The organism is Sciscionella sediminilitoris, assembly GCF_000737195.2.
Classification (GTDB): Bacteria; Actinomycetota; Actinomycetes; order Mycobacteriales; family Pseudonocardiaceae; genus Sciscionella; species Sciscionella sediminilitoris.
This window is the reverse complement of the sequence record NZ_JALM01000099.1, coordinates 1-17,798: the sequence shown is the minus strand read 5'-3', so window position 1 is coordinate 17,798 and position 17,798 is coordinate 1. Positions and strand designations below refer to the sequence as shown.

Genomic DNA, 17,798 nt, shown 5'->3' with positions numbered 1-17,798 from the left:
TTGTGAGTGCTTGTGTTGGTTCTAACCAACACAAGCACTCACAACACCCCTGACCCGGTGGCTTAGGCTTGGGCACGTGCAGCACAGCTACTCGGGCAAGGTCCGTGACCTGTACACGGACGGTGACGATCTGATCATGGTCGCGAGCGATCGGGTGTCGATCTACGACGTGGTGCTCCCGACGCCGATCCCGGACAAGGGCAAGCTGCTCAATCAGCTCGCCGCGTGGTGGTTCGGGAGGACCGAGCACATCGTGGGCAACCACGTGATCTCCACCGAGGATGTGCCCGAGGAGTTCCGTGGCCGGGCGGTGCGCTGCAAGCGGCTGGAGATGCTGCGGGTGGAGTGCATCGTGCGCGGTTACCTGACCGGGCTCGGCCTGCGCGAGTATCAGCGCGATGGGGCGATCTCCGGGGTACGTCTCCCGGACGGGCTGGTCGAGGGCGATCAGCTGCCGGAACCGATCTTCACCCCGACCACGAAGGCCGAGCAGGGTCACGACGAGTTCATCACCTTCGCGGATGTGGCCGACCAGATCGGTGCGGAGCTCGCGAACCGGCTGCGTGACTACTCGATCCAGGTGTACACCGAGGGCGCCGCGTACGCGAAGGAGCGCGGGGTGCTGATCGCGGACACGAAGTTCGAGTTCGGGCTGGACGCGGACGGGAACGTGCTGCTCGCGGACGAGATCCTGACCCCGGACTCCTCGCGGTTCTGGAACGTGGACGAGTGGCAGCCGGGTGGACCGCAGCGCTCCTACGACAAGCAGCTGGTCCGCGACTGGGCCTCGGGAACGGGCTGGGACAAGACCGCCCCAGGGCCGGAGATCCCCGCCGACATCGCCGAGTCAACCAGCGCCCGGTACCGCGAGGTCTACGAACGCATCACCGGAACCACCTGGAACCCTTAGCCGAGAATGACCTGCGCCAGCGGGACGAGCGCGGTGCCCGACTCGCGCGGGCGTGCCGGGTCGACGCCGATGGCGAACAGTGCTCCTTCGCCGTCCTCGGGCGCGTACCGGTACTCGCGCAGGGGTTCCGGAACGGGTGCGTAGTAGAGGATCGCCCCGCACGGCCGTTCGGTGAGCCGGAAGTTCTCGAAGTAGCCGAGGATCTTGTACAGCTCCTCGGTCGGCGGACCGGTCCGCCTGCGCAGTTTCGGGTCGATCAGGCTGATCCGCTCGCCGTGCCGCGCGACGATATCGGGCACCCCGCCGAGCGCCCGCCCGCTCCCGGTGCGCAGCCAGCGTGCCGCGCGGCCGGGAATCGAGCGCTGGAAGGACAGCTCGACCTCGCCGAGCAGATAGGCGGGATCCCCGGTGCGCCAACCCGTTTCCGGGTCCGGCTCCGGAATCCCGAGTGCGCGCGCGAGGACCGTGGCGAGCAGCCGGAGGCACCACAGCTCGAACAGCTTGGTGTCGAAACGTTCCCCGTAGAACGACCATTCGAGCTCGCCCGCGCTCGCGACCGGTTCCCCGCCGATGACCCGCTCGATCCAGTCGGCGAGCTCGGCATACGGTGCCCCGCTGGCGATCTCGCGCCGCCGCAGCCTGCGCCGCACGGTGCCGAGCAGCGCGCGCTCGCCGTGTTTGCGCCGCACCCGTGCGGCTTCGGGGACGCAGGCGGCGAATTCGGGCAGCCGCAGCAGTGCGCCGAGCGCGCGCATCGCGGAGCGGGCGGCCGCGTGTTCCGGTCCGGCTTCGGCGGCCGCGCTGGCGGCGAGCGCGGTGCGCAGTTCGTTCGTCAGCCACCGCGCGGCATAGGCGGCGAGAATGTTCTCCGGGGTGTGCGCGCTGCGATGCACCTCGAGCACCGGGAAGCTGCCGTGCCCGCCGGTGCCGAGCTGGGCGAGATAACGGTTCACGTCGAGCTGCCCGGTGATCGCCCCGGTCCGATCCAGGGTGCGCAACCGGTAGCGGAAGCTGCTGTCCGCGGCGATCCGGTCGAGCAGTTCGCGCAACCGGTGCGCGGCGGCGAGCGCGACCCGCAGGCGCAGTCCGGCGAGCAGCTCGGTCAGTTCGGTGTCCCCGCCCCGGTCCCGGGAACCGAGCGCGGCGCGCTGTTCGAGCGGCTGGGTGCCGGAGGCGAAATACCGGCCGAGCAGCGGCAGGCTGGCCCCGATCGCGGCCAGCCTGCCCTCCTCGGTCAGGGTGGCGCCCGGCTCCACGGTCACGGTGCGCCGATGAGATGCCGGAGTTCGCGGGCCGCTGTGGCCAGTCCGTGGGCGGTGAACACCTCGAGGAAGGAGCTCGCCTGTTCATCGTCGATCCCGGCCATCTGCGGCACCATCCGGTCCGCGATCGCCTCGTCCACCCCGGGCCACACCTGCGCCCCGCTTGCCAACCGCAGCAGGACCACCCGCAGCACATCCACCACCTGCGCGGTGCCGACCGGCCAGCTCGCCCCGTTCTCCGGGTGGCGCAGCCGGTCCACGACGGACTGCAGCCGGGCCAGCCATTCGGTGTCCGCGGGCACCTCGAGCGCGTAGGTACGGGTCAGCCAGTCGTGCGCGTTCGCGTAGGCCTGCCGGAATTCCTCGGTGACCGGTTGTTCCGCGGTCCCGGTCTCCTCGGGCACCCCGACCGTGACGAACTGGAACCTGCGGGTGAGCCCCTGCGAGATCCGGTTCACGAAGTAGGTGTCCAGGTCGTTCATGGACGCGATGATCCGGAACCGCGCGGGAATCCAGAGTTTGCGGGCCGCGGGCTCGGCCTCGAACCACAGCTCCACCGGGGTTTTCCGGAGATGATCCGCATCGCAGCTGGCGAGGACGGTGAACAGGGAGCCGATCGCTTTGTCGATATCCGCCCGGTTGAACTCGTCGATCAGTAACCAGTTCGCCTGGGTCTCGCCCCCGGCCTGCACTAATTCGGCGCAGCGCAGTGCCGCCGCCACGACGTGCCCGTGCGAGGCGCTGAATCCGCCGCCGCTGTCCGGGCGCAGGCCGCCGACCACGTGGAACGGGGTCCAGTCACTGGTCGCGGTCGATTCGCTGAGCTCGGCGCGGAATCCGGCGGCGAGCGCGCGGGCGAAGGTGGTCTTCCCGGTTCCCGGCGGTCCCTGCAGCACCAGGTGCCCGACCAGTAGCGCGTGCACGCAGCGGCGCACGAGGTTGTCCGCGTCCGGCAGCACCACGTGCCCGCGGGCCAGTTCCTCGTGCACCCGCGCGGTCACCGTGTCCAGATCGGGGAACCGCAACGCGGGCTCGACGACCTCCCTGGTCCAGCCGTGATCGGGCGGCGGTGCCCAGTCGACGGCCGCAGCGGTGCGGGCGGCGGCCCCGGAAAGGCGCATCTCGAGCTGTTCAGGCATGCGGAATTCCCCATTCGGCGAGTTTCCCCGGCAGCGCGCGTGGTTCGGTCCGGGCGATCCGGTAGGCCTCCATGCCCTGGCAGAACGCCCGCCGTCCGCCGGGGCGGGCCTTCTCGATCCGGTTCACGAAGGCGGCGAGGTTCGCGTCCCGCTCGGATTCGGCCCAGTCGCGCCAATCCTGTTCGCTGCCCAGTTCCCCGCCGGTCGCCGCGATGAGTACGCGGAACGGGTTGTACCCGCTCGGATCGGACTGGTCGAGATAGGAGGGCAGGTAGAGGCTGAACACGTCCGCGAGCCAGTGTTCCGCGGGCCGGATGGCGGTGAGTTCGCACCAGAATCCGTACATGTCAAGGTATTCGCCGACACCGAGCCGGGCTGCCTGGCCGAAAAGGGCCGCACAGCGCGCGATCTCGTCGTCCCGAGATTCGTTGTCCACGCCCAGTTCCCGCCAGCGCGCCAGGGTCGCGGAGCCCAGCGCGGTGAGCCGGTGGCGCGGGTATTCGCCGAGCACCAGGTGCATGGCGCGCATATCGGCGACCGCCTGGACCCGGTCGGTGACCGTCAGGGCCTCGCCGCGTTCGGTCTGGCCGAGCCAGGGCACCAGGCGCGCACTGTTGCGCAGCGAGGTGCCGAACGGTTCGAGCCTGCGCCCCGTCCGCACCCGCGAACCTTGCACGATGTGCTCAAGCCAGTTGGCGAAGCCGTCGCGCAGCGCGTTTCGTGGTTCCACGTTCCTCGCCTTGCTTCTTCTCGGCGACCAGCAGCAGTTCGTGCACGGTGCGCGCGGTGTAGCCGCCGTAGCTGGCGTAGTTGCGCCGCGGCACCTCGAGCACCGAGAGGCTGCCCGGTTCGAACAGGTCCCCGCTGAGCAGTTCGCTGAGCAGTTCCCTTCCGGTGTCGTTCGGTCCGGTGTCGAACGAGCTCCAGTGGTTGGCCCCGGTGAAATAGCTGATGACCACGGTCCGGCAGGCCGCGCGCTCGATGAGCTCGTGCATGTCCGCGATGAACCGTTTCGGTTTGCAGAACGTCGAGGTGAAATCGTCCTCCGGATTCTGCCCGCGAACATAGCGCACATTGGCGAAGTATTCGTCGACATCGTCCATTTCCGGGTACCGGCACAGCACGTTCGGCAGGAAATAATAGGCGGTGTACTGCCGGAAATTGTACGGCGGATCGATGTAGAGCACCGAATGCCCGTCCACCTCGCCGATGAAATCGAGGGTGTCGCGCTCCACGCCGACGGTGTGCCCGCCGACGCCGCCCAGATACGGATCGAGCGCGGGCGGATCGAAACGCAGCGGCCGAAGCGCCCGGGAATCCCAGCGGTCGCGCGGAAAATCGTGGTAGGTGCCCTGGGTGTTGGAGACCTTCTCCACGGCGCGCATCAGGTTCGCCAGCAGCAGCGCGTAGGTCTGCCGGTCGATCCGGTCCGCGCGCCGCCAGGCCCGCAGCTGGTTCACCGCCAGATCGATGCGGTGCGCGTTCTCCGGGGTGAAGAACCGCCGGTGACCTTTCGCGCCGCGCGAGCTCTCGTAGGCGGAATTGCTGCCGAGCTCGCAGTAGGTGTCGAAGAAATGCGTCTTGCGGTGCCGCGCGGGCAATTGTCCAGGGGTGAGGTTCGCCAGATGCGTCTGCACGGTGAGGTAATTCTCGTAGCGGGCGCGCCATTCCGGTTCACCGAGGAAGGCGTAGCCGGGTTCGCCGGACAATTCCTTGGTGATCCGGCGTGCCACCGGCAGGTATTCCTTCACCCGGCGGGCGGGCAGCAGCGCGTGCGCGTCCGTCTCCGGTGGTTCGGCGGGCAGCAGGTACGCCTCGGCGAGTACCGCGGAGAACAGGTTGATGTCGTTCGCGGTCACCCGGTAGCCGGCCTGTTTGAGCCCGAGCGAGACCGCGAGGCTTCCGGAGAAGGCGTCCACCACGTGCGCACCGGGCTCGGCGTGCTGCTCCACGGTGGCCAGCAGCTCGGGCATGATGGCCTGCTTGCTCCCGAGGTATCTAGCAAGCACTGGCCCTCCCGAGCACGAGGTATTCCGGGTCGTTGCGGCCGGTGACCTCGGCATCGGTCCGGTTGAACTGGCGGTAGCGCAGTTCCAGTGGCCGCACCGTCACGTTATCCGCCCCGAACACCTCCTCGACGCGCCGGACCAGTTCGGGCAGGGTGACCGAACGCGCGTTGCCGGTGCTCGGGCCGCCGCGGGTGGAGTAGCTGAGCAGCAGGTGCGCCCCCGCTTTCGCCGTGGTGCGGGCGAGTTCGCTGATCGCGCCGGGCGCCTTGGTGCGCGAGCAGTACGGCGAGAGGTACCGGCCCTCCGGGTAGAGACCGCGGGTCACCTGCCCGTTCTTGGTCTGCAGCTTCGGCGGGACGGCGGTGACCAGGGTCTCCAGCAGGTGGTAGAAGCGGCTGTACTGCTGCGCGGTATACGGCGGGTCCGCGTAGACCACGCGCACCCCCCAGGCACGCAGCTCGTCCGCGGTGACCTCCTCGACCCGGGCCTGATGCGCGCGGTGCCCTTCGGTGCCCGTGGCGGCCACCTGCTCCAGGGTGCGTGCCGCGTCCAGGAACCGTGCGCCGATGTCCACGCTCCGGTCGGCGAGCGCCCGTTTCGCGTGGAACCCCAGGTTCTTGCCCTCCCGGATGCGGTGCGGCTGGGCGAAGTGCTTGCCCGGCGAGAACACGGCGGTGGACGCGGCGTGGCACAGCGCGGTGCACAGGCAGGAGTGCGCCCAGCCGCCGGGTTCGGTGACCTCGCCGATCGCCGCGCGCAGTGCTTCCAGGGCGAGTGCCTGGCGTAGCCCGAAGTAGGTGCCCGCGTAGGTGGCGCTCAGCAGCCCCGTTCCGGTGTGCTCGGCGTGTTCGGCGGCGGTGTCGATCCGGGTGAACAGGGCGGCGAGCGCGGAATCGGCGCCGGTGACCCGCCAGCGCTGGGGCAGCTCGGCGCCGATGCGCAGCAGCTCGGGCCCATCCTGGGCGGCGAGCGCCGAGTCCTCTCTGCTGAGCCAGCCCCCGAACTCCTCCGGGATCTGGACCGCCGCGAGGGCCTGTTCGGCGAGCGCACCGATCCGCGTGGTTCGTGTTCTGCCGACACCGAGCACCGCGGTCGCGAACAGCGAGCTCGACGCGAGGGCGTCCCCGGCCACCACCCGGTTGCCGTGCTGCGCGAGCGCCTGGGCGACCACCGTCGAGCCCGTGAACGGCTCCCAGACCGTCGTGGGCGCACCGAGCTCATCGACGGCCGCGGTGATGTGTTCGATCGTCCGCAGCTTGCTGCCGAGATACTGCACCGGCCGCCAAGCACCCACGCTGCCTCCTCCCGCACCGAGTCAGTGCCCACCCTATGGCCACCCACCGACAGAGCGAGGAACAGTCGCCGGTTGGTTGCCGCGCCGACAGGGTGCTGCTAGCCTAGACATGTACGGATGATCGTCTGCTGGTGGAAACATCAGCACCCGCGATTGCGGCACAGCCGGTCGACGTACGCTATAGAGCCGCCACCCACGGGTAGGCGGCTCTAGCCGTTTCATGCCAAGGGTGCATCTTCAGGCCGTACGAGGTGAGCGCATTCGCTCCCGCTCCGCGCCGATAGACGATCGACTGGAGCTCGTGAAGATAACGCTGTTCGGTGTAACCGAACCTGTCCCGATTGAACGCCGCACCGGTGGCGGATGCGATGGCATCGGCCAACTGCAGTTGTTCTACGCGGGATGGCTGGTCGAGGTGTCCGCCGCGTGGATCGAGGTGTGGCCAGGCGATCTGACACTCCTCCTCGGCGCGCAATTCCGCCTCGTACGCTCGGAGGCTGGAGGTCTTGAACCGCACTATGTGCGCCAGCGTGTAGCGGAGTAGCCGGCCTCGTTCGCGGGCTATCCACGACAATCGCTCCAACAGGTATCGAAGTGTCAACAGGTAGGCGGGGTCCTCGTCGAGCAGCGGGCCGTTCAGATGTCGCTTGCAGACGATCACCGAGGACACTGTCAGCCAGGGTTGGGCGGCGAGTGTTTTCGCCAGATGCAACCGTTGCGAGTGTCCTTGGATGTTCTTCCAGTGCAGCGTGTCGCCAGGATTGCGCCCCAGATCTTGCCGGAGCTCTGCGAGCAGGTCCTGTGATCTGGCGAGCTCTTCGTCGGGGATCACGACCGCGCTCATGACGAAGTGGTCACTGGATGCCGGTGTGTGTGCCCGCTGCCCGGATTCGTCGATGAACGCGTGCAGTATCGGCAAGGACACATAGCCAAGTTACGACACCTGATCGAGTGGGCGCGTCCGACAACCGGGCGAAAGCACCACTACCGAGCCGCGCACAACCTCAACGAACCCAAGGCAGCGCTGGCCCAACCTCAAAGAACCCCAAGCCGCGCTGGTCAAACCCCAACGAAACCACGCAGTCAAGAAGAGAAGCCCGCACCTAGGGGGCATGGGGGCTAGGCCCCCATAAACAATCACCAGCCGATGGTGGCCCACGTTTTCCGTGGGCACACCCCGGCCAATCGGGTGGGCGAGGGGGGAGTTGAACCCCCACGTCCTTTCGGACACACGGACCTGAACCGTGCGCGTCTGCCATTCCGCCACTCGCCCGAGCGACGAGGAAACAGTAGCACTAAGGGGGAACGCCGATGATCCCACCCCCACCCGGTTGGTCGGATCGTTAAAATCACGGATGGAGTGTCAGGTGAAGGGAGTGGGGCGTGGGGCGTGCGGACCGGTTCGAGAGACGGCTGGAGTCGGCCGTCGAGCAGGGCTTCGCGCGCGTGTTCGGCGGCAAGGTGGTTCCGACCGAGCTTCGGCAGCACCTTGAGCGTGAGGCGGAGAGTAAGGTGCAGCGGCTCGCGGGCGGCCACCTGCTCGCCCCGAACGTCTTCGCGGTCCAGCTCGGACCCGCCGACCACAAGCGCCTCGCGGGCGGTGACGAGGACGAACGACGGATCTGCATTGAGTTGGCCACGTATCTCGCGGAACATCTCGCGGAACGGGGCTATCAGACATACGGTGACGTCGTAGTCTCGATAGAGCGCTCAGAGACACTACACACCGGACAATTCCGTACGGAATCGTCCGTCGACCCCGACGCCGCGCCGCCGGGGGAACGGGCGGAACCATCCCGACGAGCAGAGGACCGATCCATGAGCCAGCCTCCCGGCCAGTATCCAGGCGACCCGTACGGTCAGCAGCCCGGCTATGACCCGTACGGGCAGCAGGGTCAGTACGGTTACGACCAGGGGTACGGTCAGCAGCCCGGCTACGACCCGTACGGCCAGCAGCAACCTCAGCAGGGCTACGACCAGGGCTACGGCCAGCAGCCCGGCTACGACCCGTACGGCGGCCAGCAGCCTCCCCAGGGCGGTGGCTACGACCCGTACGGCCAGCAGCCCCCGCAGGGCGGTTACGACCAGGGCTACGGCCAGCAGCCCGGTTACGACCCCTACGGCGGCCAGCAGGCCCCGCAGGGCTACGACCCCTACGGCCAGCAGCCACCCCAGGGCGGTGGGTACGACCCCTATGGCCAGCAGCCCCCGCAGGGCGGGTTCGACCCGTACGGCCAGCCCCCGCAGGGCGGTTACGACCAGGGCTACGGCCAGCCGCCGTCGGGACCGGTGCCGCAGCAGTACGGCACCCCGCCCGGTGGCCAGCCGGGGATGGACCCGAACCAGGCTTACGGCGCGCCGATGGGTGCCCCGCAGCAGCCGCCGGTGCAGCAGCCCCCGATGCCCGGTGGTCGCCCGCTCGCGGCATCGGTGCAGCTCACTGACGGTACGAATCGCAGTCACGCACTGCGTCAGGGCAGCAATGTCGTCGGCCGCGGCCAGGACGCGGACTTCCGGCTCCCGGACACCGGGGTGTCCAGGCGGCACCTGGAGATCAACTGGAATGGGCAGAGTGCCACACTTGACGACCTGAACTCGACCAACGGGACGACGGTGAACGACACACCGGTCCAGCAGGGATGGCAGTTGCAGGACGGCGATGTGATCCGCATCGGGCACTCATCGATGGTGTTCCACGTGCAAGGGTGACCACTCGCCAGGAGCAAGGCACGGCGGTGCGCCGCCGTGTCACGGGAGAAACGGCCCAGTGCGAGGCGGGTCGATGACGCGTCGCCCCGGGCCGCCGGGGACCGACGAGGCAGGAGCGGACGAGCCACGTGCCAGAGCTGGTGATGCAGTTGACCAGGGTGGGCTTTTTAGTCCTGCTCTGGCTGTTCGTGCTTGCCGCGTTGCGTGTTGTGCGTTCGGATCTGTACGCGGCCTCCGGTCTTCGGGTCTCGATCCCGAGTTTCCGGCGCGGCGGCGGCAAGAAGGACAAGACCGGCAAGCGGCCCGCGCGCTCGGCGCGGCACCTCGTGGTCACGCACGGCGCGCTCGCCGGAACCCGGATCTCCCTCGACGAGCGCCCGATCCTGATCGGCAGGGCGGACGACTCGACGCTGGTGCTCGACGACGACTACGCGTCGACCCGGCACGCCCGGCTATCCCTGCAGGGCAACGACTGGTATGTGGAAGACCTGGGCTCGACGAACGGTACTTACCTCGATCGGGCTAGAGTCACGGCACCGCTACGGGTGCCACTTGGCGTCCCGATCCGAATCGGCAAGACGGTGATCGAGCTGCGCTCATGACTCTGGTGCTGAACTACGTTGCCCGCAGTGACCGCGGCCTGGTGCGTTCCAATAACCAGGACTCGGTGTACGCGGGCCCACGACTGCTCGCTGTCGCGGACGGTATGGGTGGCCATGCCGCGGGCGAGGTGGCGAGCAAGGTGGTCATCGCCGCGCTCGCCCCGCTCGACGATGACGATCCGGGCGACGACCTGCTCGGTGAGCTTCGCGATGCCACCTTCGCCGGAAACGGCGCCATCTCCGAACTGGTCGCCAGCGATCCCGATATGGACGGGATGGGCACCACGCTGACCGCGGTGCTGTTCGCGGGCACCCGGCTGGGCCTGGTGCACGTCGGCGATTCGCGTGCCTACCTGTGCCGCAACGGCCAGCTCACGCAGATCACGCACGACGACTCCTTCGTGCAGTCCCTCGTCGACGAGGGACGGATCACCGAGGACGAGGCGCAGAACCATCCGCAGCGCTCGCTGCTGCTGCGCGCGCTGACCGGGCACGAGGTCGAGCCGAACCTCACCATCCGCACCACGCAGGCCGGGGACCGGTACCTGCTGTGCTCGGACGGCCTTTCCGGGTTCGTCTCGCACGAGACGCTCACCGAGACCATCAAGATGCCGGATCCGCAGGAGTGCGCGGATCGGATGATCGAGCTCGCCCTGCGCGCGGGCGGCCCGGACAACGTCACCGTGATCATCGCCGATGTGGTCGATGTGGAGTTCGGCGAGGACGCACCGATCGTGGGTGGCGCCGCGGGTGACGGCACCGACGACGCACCGCCGCCGAACTCCTCGGCCGCGCGGGCACAGGCGATCACCGCACCGCGCCCAGAGCCGCAGCGGGTGGAGCCGGAGCTGGACGGCCCGGACCCAAAAGCGAAGCGCCGTAAACGGTTTCGGCTGCTGGCGATACTCGTCGTGGTACTGCTCGTGCTCGGCGCCGGGGTGGTGCTCACCCGCTGGCTGGTGCTGCAGCAGTACTACGTCGGCGCGGATCCGCAGAGCGGGGAGATCTCGGTGTACCAGGGAGTGCGCGGGGAATTCCTCGGCATCTCGCTGCACCAGAAGGTCCAGGGCACCTGTGAACAGGGCACCGGCAACTGCGAGCGCCGGTTCCTCAACGACTTCAAGCTCGGTGCCCGGGACCAGCTCCGGCAGGGCATTCCGGTGCAGGGCGGCCTGCAGGCGGCGCAACGCAAGATCGTCGACCTCAATCAGGACCAGCTCCTCCCCGCGTGTAGCCAGCCAGGCCAGCAACCCCAGCAGCCGGCCCCGGGAGGCGACGCGCAACACGGGCAACGGCCAGGTGTGGACTGTCGAAAGGGGCAATAGGTGTCGACCCCCTCGGGCCAGTCCGAGCAGTCGAGCGTCGGTGACCTCGCCGCCGCTCCACCGAACAAGGTGCCGACCAAGCGCGGCGTAGAGCTGATGCTGCTCGTGTTCGCCACGGTCCTGGTGACCGGTGCGTTCATCCTCGTGCAGGGCAATCAGGCCCAGGAGCTCAAGCCGGAGATCCTGTTCTACGCGCTCGCCTACCTGGCGATGTTCGGGATCGCGCACGTGGTGGTGCGCAAGTTCGCGCCGTACGCGGATCCGCTGATCCTGCCCTGTGTCGCCCTGCTCAACGGGCTCGGGCTGGTGATGATCTACCGCATCGACCTGGCGAAGGCCGCCGCGGCCGCGCGCGCCTCCAGCGCGTTCTCCGGATCCGCGCCGAGCCAGGTCATGTTCACCGCGATCGGGATCATCCTGTTCTCGGTGTTCCTGTACTTCCTGCGGGATCACCGGATGCTGTCCCGCTACGGCTACACGCTCGGCCTGGTCGGGCTCGCGCTGCTGATCCTGCCCGGCATCCTGCCCGCGAGCATCTCCGGAGCGGGCGGGGCGAAGGTCTGGGTCCGCATCCCCGGGCTCATCGGGCTGCAGCCCGGTGAGTTCGCCAAGATCATGCTGTTCATCTTCTTCGCCTCGTTCCTGGTGGCGAAGCGGGACCTGTTCATGAACGCGGGCCGCACCTTCCTCGGGCTCGAGCTGCCGAGGTTGCGCGATCTGGGGCCGCTGCTGTTCGCGCTCGCCGCCTCGGTCGGGGTGCTCGCGCTGGAGAAGGACCTGGGTAACTCGCTGCTGATCTTCGGTGTGGTGCTGGTGCTGCTCTACATCGCGACCGAGCGGTTCGCCTGGGTGCTGATCGGGCTGATCCCGTTCATCGCGGCCTGTGTGGTGGCGTACAAGCTGCTCACCCACGTCCAGCAGCGGGTGACCAACTGGATCGACCCGTTCTCGAACTACTCCGGGGCCGGTGGCGGATATCAGCTGGCCCAGTCGCTTTTCGGGCTCGGCACCGGTGGGATCTTCGGTACCGGGCTCGGTGCGGGCCGCCCGGAACTCGTGCCCGAGGCGAACAGCGACTTCATCGTCTCCGGTATCGGTGAGGAACTGGGCTTCATCGGGCTCGCCGCGCTGCTGCTGATCTACCTGGTACTGACCATGCGCGGGATGCGCAGCGCGGTCGCCGTGCGGGACACCTTCGGCAAGCTGCTCGGCGGCGCGCTGGCCTTCTCGCTGGCCTGGCAGGTGTTCGTGGTCGTGGGCGGGGCGACCAAACTCATCCCGGAGACGGGTCTGACCACACCGTTCATGTCTGCTGGAGGGTCTTCACTGCTGGCGAACTACATTCTCGTCGCCATCCTGTTGCGCATCTCGGATGCGGCACGGCGGCCCAAGTCGACACCGTCGCGCCCGGGGATGCAGAACACCCCGATCAGCCAGGCGCACACCGTCATGGTGGAGCGGTCCTCATGAACAAGTCGATCCGCCGCGTCGGCATGGCGATGCTCGTGATGGTGTTCCTGCTGCTGGCGAACGCCACGTACGTGCAGGTCATCAAGGCCGATGAGTACCGCAACGATTCGCGCAACCAGCGCACCCTGCTCGACGAGTACTCGCGTCCGCGCGGGATGATCCTGGACTCGAGCGGGAATGTGAAGATCGCCTCTGCCAAGGCCACCGAGGACCGGTACAAGTACCTGCGCACCTACGCGGACGGGCCGACCTATGCCCCGGTCACCGGGTTCTACTCGATGAACTACGGCTCGACCGGACTGGAGCGTTCGCAGAACACGATCCTGAACGGGACCGATGACCGGCTGTTCGTGCGGCGCCTCTCCGATCTGATCACCGGGCGCAATCCGGCCGGGGGCAACGTGCAGACAACGATCGACGCAAAGGTGCAGAGCGCGCTGTACCACGCGCTCGCCGATCGCGGTTACACCGGCGCGGCCGTCGCGATCAAGCCGTCCACCGGCGAGGTGCTCGGCATGGTGTCCACTCCCTCGTTCGATCCGAGCCCGTTCGCCTCGCACGTCACCAAGGACCAGACCCAGGCCTGGCAGAAGGACAGCAAGGACAAGTCGCAGCCGATGCTCAACCGGGCGATGCGGGACCCGCTTGCGCCCGGTTCCACCTTCAAGCTGATCGATGCCGCGGCCGCGCTCGGTTCCGGGAAGTTCAACCCGGACAGCAAGCTGACCGCCGAGTCCAGGATCACCCTGCCCGGGACCAAGACGACCCTGGAGAACTACGACGGTTCGCACTGCGGCAGCGGCGGGGACCAGGTCACCATGACCGAGGCGCTGGCCCGTTCGTGCAACACCGCATTCGCCTCGCTGGCCGGGGCGGTCGGTAAGGACGCGCTGATCGAGCAGGCCAAGAAGTTCGGAGTCGAGGAGAAGCAGGACGTCTCCGGTATCTCGGCGACCGCCTCCACCCTCGGCGACATTCCCTCGACCGCGGCGCTCTACCAGACCGGGATCGGTCAGCGGAACGTGCAGTTCACCCCGTTGCAGAGCGCGGAGATCACCGCCGCGATCGCGAACAAGGGTGTCCGGATGCAGCCGCAGCTGGTCAAGAAGATCCTGGGTTCCGATCTGACCTCGATCTCCGACTACGACCCCAAGGAGCTCGGCGAGGCGACCAGCCCGGATGTGGCCAGCCAGATCATCGGGATGATGAAGCAGTCCGAGAAGATGTCGCACTTCTCCGACGGGGTCGGGGACAAGTTCGACGTGGCCTCCAAGACCGGTACCGCCGAGCACGGCATCAACTCCAAGGCCACCGTTCCCTACGGCTGGTACACCGCCATGGCCCCGGCCAACAACCCGCAGATCGCGGTCTCGGTGATGGTGAGCAACGGCAGCCCGTACGGCCAGAGCACCGTCGGCGCCAAGCTGGGCGGTCCGGTCGGGCATGCGGCGATCAAGGCGTACCTCGGGGGCGGATGATGCTCGCTGACGGTCAGTTGCTCGCCGATCGCTACCGGCTGACGAGGCGTATCGCCGTCGGCGGGATGGGCGAGGTCTGGGAAGCCCAGGACACCCGGCTGGACCGCAAGGTGGCGCTGAAGGTGCTCAAGGCGGAGTTGTCCGGGGACGCGGAGTTCGTGCACCGGTTCCGCACCGAGGCCCGCACCACGGCCTCGCTCAACCACAAGGGCGTCGCCGCGGTGCACGACTACGGCGAGACCGCGTCCACGGCAGGCGGCCCGGACGACACCGCCTACCTGGTGATGGAGCTGGTGGACGGCGAGCCGATGGCCGCGCTGCTTGCCAACTACGGCCGCCTCTCGGTGGACTTCACCCTGGATGTGCTCGAGCAGTCCGCGCACGCGCTGCAGTCCGCGCACGAGAGCGGGCTGGTGCACCGGGATGTGAAACCCGGCAACATCATGATCGCGAGCAGGCCCGGTGGCGAGATCTCGGTCAAGCTCACCGATTTCGGTATCGCGAAGGCCGCGCACGCCGCCCCGGTGACCCGGTCCGGGATGGTCATGGGCACCGCGCACTACATCGCCCCGGAGCAGGCCACCGGTTCCGAGGCCAGCCCGGCATCGGATGTGTACTCGCTCGCCGTGTGCGGCTACGAATGCCTCGCCGGGCGGCGCCCCTTCCTCTCCGACCACGCGGTCACCGTGGCCATGCAGCACATCCGGGACGCCCCGCCGCCGCTGCCCCCGGACATTCCCGCGCAGGTGCGGGTGCTGATCGAGATCGGCATGGCCAAGGACCCGCGGCAGCGGTACGCGACCGGTGGCGAGTTCGCCGCGGCCATCGCGCTGGTGCGCACCGGCCAGATGCCGCCGCCCCCGCGCGGGTATCAGCAGCCGCAGACGGCGATGCTGCCCGGCCCGCCGATGCCGACCCAGGCGATGCCCGCCAGCGCCCAGTACCCGCCGACCGGGGCGGGTTACGCGCAGCCGCCCGCCCAGCGCGGTTCGAAGACCTGGGCCTGGGTACTCGGCACGATCGCGCTGGTCGCGGTCGCGGTGCTGGCCGCCTTCCTGCTGTTCGGGAACAAGGGCTCGGGCAACGGGGTCATCGCGCCGTCGAACGCGCCGACGCCGACCCCGGATCGCACCACGAAGCCCGAGCGCACCACGACGCAGCAGCGCACCCACGAGACGCGGACCACAACGAGGACCGAAGAGGAAACGACGACACCCGATCGGACGACATCGGTTCAGGTGCCGAATGACCAGTTCAAGGGCTTTCCGGCGGGGGCGGCGGTCCATGAGCTGCGCAAGGAGGGGCTCCGGCCGATGCGGGTCGCCAGGGGCGGGGGTTCGTCAGATCGTGGTGGTTGTCGCGTCACATCCATAATCCCGAACGGTGAGGTTCCGTCCGGTTCGCATGTCATCGTGTTGTGCGCACCCGGCGGGGACGAGGACGGCGAGCAATGAACAGATGCGAACGCAGCATTGAGGCGGGTATGACTGGAGGGCAGCAATGAGTACGCCGCAACTGCTTTCCGACCGCTACGAGCTCGCCGAGACGCTCGGTTATGGCGGCATGTCCGAGGTGCACCGCGGCCATGACGTGCGGCTCGGGCGTGAGGTCGCGGTGAAGATCCTGCGTGCCGACCTGGCGCGGGATCCGCAGTTCCAGGAGCGGTTCCGGCGTGAGGCGCAGAACGCGGCCGCGCTGAACCACCCGGCGATCGTCGCCGTGTACGACACCGGGGAGACCGAGACCGACTTCGGTCCGCTGCCCTACATCGTCATGGAGTACGTGGACGGGCGGACGCTGCGGGACATCGTCAAGGGCGACGGCCCGGTCGAGGGCAAGCGCGCCATGGAGATCATGGCGGACGTCTCGGCCGCGCTCGACTTCTCCCACCGGCACGGGATCGTGCACCGGGACGTCAAGCCGGCGAACGTGATGATCGCCAAGGGCGGCGCGGTCAAGGTCATGGACTTCGGCATCGCCCGGGCGCTCGCCGACGGGCAGGCCGCGATGACCCAGACCGCGGCCGTGATCGGCACCGCGCAGTACCTCTCCCCGGAGCAGGCGCGCGGCGAGGCCGTGGACGCCCGTTCGGATGTGTACTCCGCGGGCTGCGTGCTCTACGAACTGCTCACCGGGCAGCCGCCGTTCACCGGTGACTCGCCCGTGGCCGTGGCCTACCAGCACGTCCGGGAGGACCCGAACCCGCCGTCCTCGGTGTACCCCGAGGTCACCCCGGAGCTGGACGCGATCGTGCTCAAGGCGCTCGCGAAGAACCCGGCCAACCGGTACCAGACGGCCGCCGAGATGCGTTCCGACCTGGTCAAGGTGCTCTCCGGGAAGGCGCCGGACGCGCCGATGGTGATGACCGATGCGGATCGCACCTCGATCATCGCCGGTGAGGGCGCCACCACGGCCATGGCCGCAGGGCAGACCGAGTTCTTCGACGACGCGCGGCCCTACGACGACGAGTACGACGACTACGACGAGGCCGCCGAGCTCGAGCGGCAGCGCAGGCGGCGCAAGGGCTGGAAACGGGTCGGCATCGTGGCGCTGTGCCTGATCGTGCTCGCCGGTGCCGCGTGGCTGACCACCTATCTGCTCGGCGGGGACGACGGCAACAAGGTCGCCGTGCCCAACCTCGTCGGCCAGAAGCAGGACGCCGCGGTCCGCCAGCTCAGCGAGAAGAACATGCAGTACACGATCACCGACGTGTTCTGCGAGCCGCAGCCGAACGGCGCACCAGGACCGTGCGGACCCGATCAGATCGGCAATGTGGTCAACACCGATCCGGCGGCGGGCGCCAAGATCGATCCGCTCAGCACCAAGATCAAGGTCGGTATCGGGAAGGCCCCGCGCGAGGAGCAGGTGCCCCAGGTCAAGGGCTCGACCCAGGACCAGGCGCGGCAGAAGCTCAACGGAGCCGGGTTCCAGGTCGCCGATCAGACCCAGGAACGCGAGGTGGACGACGACTCGCTCGCGGGCAAGGTCGTGGCCACCGATCCCAAGGCGGGCAGCGATCTGACCCGCGGCTCCAAGGTCACGCTGATCATCGGCAAGCCCACGGAGAAGGTCAGCCTCTCCGACTTCACCGGCCAGCAGTACGACCTCGCGGCGAGCAACCTGCGCAATATGGGCCTGAACCCCTCGCGCCAGGATGTGGACAGCGACCAGCAGGAAGGCACGGTGATCGGCCAGTCCCCGCGCAGTGGCCAGGTGCCGAAGGGGACCACGGTCACCCTGAAGGTGTCCAAGGGCAACCAGTTCACCATGCCCAATCTGACCGGCCAGACCCAGAGCGAGGCACAGAGCACCCTGGCCGGGAAGCAGTGGCAGGGCAGCTTCAACGTGGTCGAGAAGCCGACGACGGATCAGAGCCAGGACGGCAAGATCCAGCAGTCCAACCCGAGTGCGGGCTCCAAGGCCAGCACCAGTGACACGATCACCATCGTGGTCGGCAAGTACCAGGCCGGTGGTGGCGGACAGCCCACGCCGCCGACGCCGACCCCGCCGGGCGGCGGTGGTGGCGGCGGGGGCGGAGGCTTCCCCTTCGGCGGCTGACCCCCTCCGGGCCGGTTCGCTCAGCTGTGGAAAAGGTCGTGC

Annotated in this window: 14 protein-coding genes and 1 tRNA gene; 8 read left to right on the top strand and 7 right to left on the bottom strand. The window is 68.4% G+C overall.

Features of this window, described 5'->3' with window-relative positions; all coding sequences use genetic code 11:
* The first annotated feature begins 76 nt into the window (after positions 1–76).
* Positions 77–910 (top strand): phosphoribosylaminoimidazolesuccinocarboxamide synthase, encoded by an 834-nt coding sequence (locus AD72_RS29910; protein ID WP_031469980.1) that lies wholly within the window; start codon positions 77–79, stop codon positions 908–910.
* Here the strand turns inward: AD72_RS29910 and AD72_RS29905 are convergent.
* From AD72_RS29905 to AD72_RS29875, 7 genes are all read right to left on the bottom strand, one after another.
* Positions 907–2,172: a hypothetical protein gene (locus tag AD72_RS29905; RefSeq protein ID WP_051899154.1), complete on the bottom strand. Its 1,266-nt coding sequence runs from the start codon at positions 2,170–2,172 to the stop codon at positions 907–909. The genes AD72_RS29910 and AD72_RS29905 overlap by 4 nt on opposite strands.
* Positions 2,169–3,311, bottom strand: a complete 1,143-nt coding sequence (locus tag AD72_RS29900; protein WP_051899153.1) for an AAA family ATPase — start codon at positions 3,309–3,311, stop codon at positions 2,169–2,171. Before AD72_RS29900 ends, AD72_RS29905 begins: the two co-directional genes overlap by 4 nt.
* Positions 3,304–4,041, bottom strand: a complete 738-nt coding sequence (locus tag AD72_RS29895; RefSeq protein WP_031469977.1) for a hypothetical protein — start codon at positions 4,039–4,041, stop codon at positions 3,304–3,306. The genes AD72_RS29900 and AD72_RS29895 overlap by 8 nt, the downstream gene beginning before the upstream one ends.
* Positions 3,995–5,374 carry a DNA adenine methylase gene (locus tag AD72_RS29890; RefSeq protein WP_082469226.1) on the bottom strand — a complete coding sequence of 460 codons (1,380 nt, stop codon included), beginning with the start codon at positions 5,372–5,374 and terminating at the stop codon, positions 3,995–3,997. The genes AD72_RS29895 and AD72_RS29890 overlap by 47 nt, the downstream gene beginning before the upstream one ends.
* Positions 5,310–6,614: a DNA adenine methylase gene (locus AD72_RS29885; RefSeq protein WP_082469225.1), complete on the bottom strand. Its 1,305-nt coding sequence runs from the start codon at positions 6,612–6,614 to the stop codon at positions 5,310–5,312. Before AD72_RS29885 ends, AD72_RS29890 begins: the two co-directional genes overlap by 65 nt.
* 178 nt (positions 6,615–6,792) lie before the next feature.
* On the bottom strand, positions 6,793–7,539 hold the full coding sequence (locus AD72_RS29880) for a DUF3800 domain-containing protein (protein WP_031469974.1): 747 nt from the start codon (positions 7,537–7,539) through the stop codon (positions 6,793–6,795).
* A 265-nt stretch (positions 7,540–7,804) separates the two neighbouring features.
* Positions 7,805–7,887, bottom strand: a tRNA-Leu gene (locus AD72_RS29875).
* A gap of 110 nt (positions 7,888–7,997) precedes the next feature.
* Between AD72_RS29875 and AD72_RS29870 the strand changes: the two genes are divergently transcribed.
* From AD72_RS29870 to pknB, 7 genes are all read left to right on the top strand, one after another.
* The gene (locus tag AD72_RS29870; RefSeq protein WP_031469973.1) at positions 7,998–9,323 is read left to right on the top strand and encodes an FhaA domain-containing protein; all 1,326 of its coding nucleotides are present in this window, start codon (positions 7,998–8,000) and stop codon (positions 9,321–9,323) included.
* 128 nt (positions 9,324–9,451) lie between these two features.
* The gene (locus tag AD72_RS29865) at positions 9,452–9,925 is read left to right on the top strand and encodes an FHA domain-containing protein FhaB/FipA (RefSeq protein ID WP_020499435.1); all 474 of its coding nucleotides are present in this window, start codon (positions 9,452–9,454) and stop codon (positions 9,923–9,925) included.
* Positions 9,922–11,250, top strand: a complete 1,329-nt coding sequence (locus AD72_RS29860; protein WP_031469972.1) for a PP2C family protein-serine/threonine phosphatase — start codon at positions 9,922–9,924, stop codon at positions 11,248–11,250. The genes AD72_RS29865 and AD72_RS29860 overlap by 4 nt, the downstream gene beginning before the upstream one ends.
* Positions 11,251–12,720, top strand: coding sequence for an FtsW/RodA/SpoVE family cell cycle protein (locus AD72_RS29855; RefSeq protein WP_037347824.1), 1,470 nt, complete (start codon positions 11,251–11,253; stop codon positions 12,718–12,720).
* The gene (locus tag AD72_RS29850; protein WP_031469970.1) at positions 12,717–14,198 is read left to right on the top strand and encodes a peptidoglycan D,D-transpeptidase FtsI family protein; all 1,482 of its coding nucleotides are present in this window, start codon (positions 12,717–12,719) and stop codon (positions 14,196–14,198) included. The genes AD72_RS29855 and AD72_RS29850 overlap by 4 nt, the downstream gene beginning before the upstream one ends.
* A complete protein-coding gene (locus tag AD72_RS29845; protein WP_031469969.1) occupies positions 14,198–15,652 on the top strand; it encodes a serine/threonine-protein kinase in 1,455 nt (484 codons plus the stop codon). The genes AD72_RS29850 and AD72_RS29845 overlap by 1 nt, the downstream gene beginning before the upstream one ends.
* A gap of 46 nt (positions 15,653–15,698) precedes the next feature.
* Positions 15,699–17,756 carry a Stk1 family PASTA domain-containing Ser/Thr kinase gene (pknB, locus tag AD72_RS29840; protein ID WP_037347821.1) on the top strand — a complete coding sequence of 686 codons (2,058 nt, stop codon included), beginning with the start codon at positions 15,699–15,701 and terminating at the stop codon, positions 17,754–17,756.
* Positions 17,757–17,798 lie beyond the last annotated feature (42 nt).